The organism is Kutzneria buriramensis (assembly GCF_003387475.1).
Taxonomy (GTDB): domain Bacteria; phylum Actinomycetota; class Actinomycetes; order Mycobacteriales; family Pseudonocardiaceae; genus Kutzneria; species Kutzneria buriramensis.
This window is the reverse complement of sequence record NZ_QUNO01000053.1, coordinates 1-3762: the sequence shown is the minus strand read 5'-3', so window position 1 is coordinate 3762 and position 3762 is coordinate 1. Positions and strand designations below refer to the sequence as shown.

Below are 3762 nucleotides of genomic sequence, written 5' to 3'. Positions count from 1 at the left end.
CGCTGCCCGAGAAGCTATGCGCCAGCCGACCACCTGCAGCGATGACTGCACGAGTCCCACAGGATGCACTGCCGAGGAGGCAGTGCATCCGACCCGGAAACTGGCTATGCGGGAGCCACCACCCAGTTCTGGTACGGGTTCGCGAGCGCGCACGGGGTGATGTAGACGTCACCGTTGGCGTTGCTGTCGAGGCAGTAGTCGCCGCCGTTGTTCACCCCGACGAGTGCATCCGGCCGGAGCTGATAAGCGTCAGTGCCACCAGTGATGTGCCACTCGTGATTATCATTGTTGGCGCACTGCTGGGTCCGCGGCGGGGGTCCGCCTCCGTTGAGGCAAAAGGTCGTGGCCTCGTCCGAGATCAGGTACCCACCACCGTGCGGCCAACTGGGGTCCCAGGCGCCGTCCCAGTGCTGGTAGGCGCCACCGTTGCAGGGCAGGGTGTAGAGGTCCTGGTTCTCGTTGCTGTCGAGGCAGCGATTAGTGGCCCAGTTCACGATGACGTACTTCGTGAAGCTCCCGGTTCGGTGACTGTGCGGCTGTATCGAGACCAGTGGATTGGTGGCCGCGGGCGCAGGGGCCGCGGCGGCAACGGCGGGAGCGGCCATCACGAGTGCGATCACCACGGCCACCACCGGCGCGGCCAGCCTTCGGCCAGCGTGGACCAACCGGCGTGCCAGCTTGCTGGAAAACATCCTGATTGTGTTCCTTCCCTCTGTCGCGCGAACGAGAGCCGCCACGCGAACCAGAACCGAGCGATGCTCGGCCGTGTTGATACTGTGGGCAGGGCAGATCCACGGTCCAGCTCCGGCGGCGGATGTGGGACGATGTCGCCCGTCTCATGTCTCTGACCAGCCACACGACCCCGGAACTTGCAATCGCCTGGTGTTCTAGGGCGTGGATTCGGCGCTGTTGGACGATGTGAGCGTGGTGTGGAGTCGGCGGTGGCCGATCACCGCGGCGAGCAGAAATACGACGCCGGCTGCTGTGGCCGCCCACAACGCTACGTGGGCGCCGAGTTGGTCGATGAGAGTGCCGCCCAACGGTGCGCCGAGGACGATGCCGGCGAAGGTTGTCACGCCGCCGGGCCAGCGAGACGAGCAGCGGGTCGCATTGGGTTGCGTAGTCTTTCAACCGTCCTGGCGCCGGCGGGCATACCCGACGTGCGGTCATCGCCACCACCCCCGAGCGGTGAGTGGATCTTCACTCCCACTCTCAGGTCTACTCCCAACCCCGACCAACATCAACAAAGCACCGGTAGGACGCACGCGGTCCCGTCAGTCATCGTTCCCATACTTCGCAACTCAGAAACGCAGACGCAGCACAGCGTGCGCCCTACTCGACCATGAGGCTTCACCACACCTATCGCAGGTGAGGCGGATTTAGTTGGAGAAGACCAGGTCCTCGCTGTAGGCAGTCGGGTAAGGAGGAAGGAACCCTTCAAGCGCGATTTGCGAGGAGTACCGATGGCCGTTTATACCCGGAAATTCCTTCAGACCGTCGGCGTTGGGCGTCTTCGTGTACCAGCCGTAATGCCCGTTCGAGCATCCGTGCAGATATTTATTGAAGGATGTACCCTGAGTGTCATCGTAAACCGTGAGCCAAAGGTCGGCGCAACCATACGGGGCGCCGTTGATGTAGAAATCCGCTACGACATCCGGCCCGTCGGCGCTGACGCACGCCGTGGCGCCGTCCTCGACCCAACCGCAGCCGCCGCCGGTTGAGGCGTTTGCCGGCGCGGAGACAAGTAGAGCAAGAAGAGACGAGGTGATGACCGGCGCGGCGACACGCACGAGCTTTTTTCGAGATCGCATGTTTCCTCACAGTGGTGCAATGAGTAGTGGGCCAAAGGTATCTGGGTATTACGATCGCCACGACCATGTAGAGTCGCTGCGGAACGGCACAATTTCATGTTTCCGCGGCTGGATGCGGACAACCCGACGAGCATCGACGAGTTGCGGCGGAATCAGACGTGCAAGGTGTTCGGTTCTGCGATCAATATCAGCCGTGACCGTCGCACCGATCGAGATCAGGTCGAAACGGTGCAAGAATGAACATCGATATAGGTGACCTTGGTGAACGAAACGTAGACGTTGCCCACGCCGAACTTCCAGAAGTTACCGTCGGCAACCACATTCGCGCAGTATTTCAGCGCAACGACCTGGTTGACGTCGTAGAGCGCGACCGGGCCGCTACCGACGCCGAAGCAATCCAACTGGCTCCCGCCGTCGGTGTAGAACCCGACAACATTGTCAAGGTCGCCACACGAGGTACGGTCGACCGAGGTGGGGTGTGGGGCCGCACTGGCGGGGCCGGCCCCCAGACCGAGCGCGGCGGCCGCGATGCCCACGGTCGCGCCCAGCACACCGACAAATCTACGCATGGATTGGTCCCCTCTATCGCATTGGTGGTGAATTCGACGCCAGTCATCCCAGGCCTACCGCGTGACTTCATCCCCGATCAGTGCGAGCCCGGTGCCCGCGGCGCCCATCGCGGTGGCCGCCAGGTGCGATGACTGCACGAGAAGATTGACCTCCGCTGTGGGCGGTTGGGAGTCTGCCGGTCGTCGGCCAGCCCGGCCAGCCTTTACGTCTCAGCGCAAACGCTGCTCACACCAGTTGCTGGTATCCGAGAAGGGCCGCGCCTAGTGGCGTGAGGGCGTGGACCACGGCCCTGCCGGTGCGGTGGGTGGTGATCAGGCCTGCATCGCGCAGTACAGCGGTATGCCTGCTGACCGACGCCAGCGAGGTGCTCAGCCGATGGGCCAACTGACTCGTGGTGGCGCCGGTCCCCACGGCGCACAGCACCGCCGCACGATTCGCTCCCATCAGTGCCTCCAGGGACTGCCTCCCGGAGGCCGGACCGAGAGGCGCCCAGTGGCCGCCATGATCGATGGGAAAGATCAGGACGGGTGCCAGGGAGGTGTCGGCGAGGGAGTCGATGGTTCCTCGGCTGAAGAACGACGGCACGATGCGCAGACCGCGACCATCGAGGTGCAGGTCCTTGTCGATGCGGAAGTTGACTTCCAACACCGGCGGCCGCCAGTGCACGTCAGGCCCCATACTGCTGAACATGTCCTCGATACCGGGTTCGGCGAGGGTGGGGTAGCGCCGTGCGCGGTCGGCGTCGACGCTGCGCTGGATGACTTCTTGGTGGGGCGCGATGGCGCTGTCGTGATAGGCACGCAGTTCAACGGTCAGGCGCCGCAGGAAGGTCACGTCGCCCTCGGACAGCGGCCGGACCCAGCCAGGCAGCGGGCTGCGCCGGGCAAGGCGTGCCAGTTCACCCCGCAATCGTCGGCGGGGCGTGGACATGATCGCTTCGAGGCCGGCGTCCAAGCCCTCCTTCCCGTCGGGTGGGGTGAGGAAGTCGGGAATGTAGGGGCCCATGGGCGCGAGCACGGACAGCAGCCGCACGCCCGGACCGAGCCGAGCCCGCCGGGTCTGGTCGGTGCGGAGCTGACGGGCCCAGGAGTTCAACTCCGGGTGACTGCTCACCTGACGAAGCCGGAAGCTGCTGAGCAGGACTTCCCACAGCGGGTCGGGCGTACTCGCGACACGCGTTCTGGCCAGGTCATTCGAGGTGAAATGAATCCGCAGCACCGGTGTTCCTCCCCCCACCATGCCCACCCCAGCAGCGCGCTGGCCCGGCGTCGGCGACAGTATGCCTTGCCGATCGGCGTTGCCGCTGCCGATCACCCCGGTCCTGTGGGGCTCGGTAAGTCATCGCTGCAGGTGGCGGCCGGAACCCGGCCCTTCGGTAGTA

At 64.6% G+C, this 3762-nt stretch carries 5 protein-coding genes; all 5 read right to left on the bottom strand.

Annotated features, from left to right (window positions below):
* Window positions 1-104: 104 nt before the first annotated feature.
* The 5 genes from BCF44_RS54535 to BCF44_RS54520 all read right to left on the bottom strand — a co-directional run bounded on the left by BCF44_RS54535 (window position 105) and on the right by BCF44_RS54520 (window position 3695).
* A complete protein-coding gene (locus BCF44_RS54535; protein ID WP_116182477.1) occupies window positions 105-692 on the bottom strand; it encodes an RICIN domain-containing protein in 588 nt (195 codons plus the stop codon).
* Window positions 693-887: 195 nt separating this feature from the next.
* Window positions 888-1076: a hypothetical protein gene (locus BCF44_RS54530; protein WP_116182476.1), complete on the bottom strand. Its 189-nt coding sequence runs from the start codon at window positions 1074-1076 to the stop codon at window positions 888-890.
* A 303-nt stretch (window positions 1077-1379) separates the two neighbouring features.
* Window positions 1380-1811: a hypothetical protein gene (locus BCF44_RS55180; RefSeq protein WP_147329104.1), complete on the bottom strand. Its 432-nt coding sequence runs from the start codon at window positions 1809-1811 to the stop codon at window positions 1380-1382.
* Between the two features lie 215 nt (window positions 1812-2026).
* Window positions 2027-2362 (bottom strand): hypothetical protein, encoded by a 336-nt coding sequence (locus BCF44_RS54525; protein ID WP_116182475.1) that lies wholly within the window; start codon window positions 2360-2362, stop codon window positions 2027-2029.
* A 244-nt stretch (window positions 2363-2606) separates the two neighbouring features.
* Complete coding sequence (locus BCF44_RS54520) at window positions 2607-3695, bottom strand: ArsR/SmtB family transcription factor (protein WP_211353718.1); 1089 nt, start codon at window positions 3693-3695, stop codon at window positions 2607-2609.
* Window positions 3696-3762: the final 67 nt, after the last annotated feature.

Bases quoted from the DNA above. Each gene is read 5' to 3' on its own strand.
- BCF44_RS55180 (WP_147329104.1), bottom strand. From the start codon at position 1,811: ATGCGATCTCGAAAAAAGCTCGTGCGTGTCGCCGCGCCGGTCATCACC.
- BCF44_RS54535 (WP_116182477.1), bottom strand. From the start codon at position 692: ATGTTTTCCAGCAAGCTGGCACGCCGGTTGGTCCACGCTGGCCGAAGG.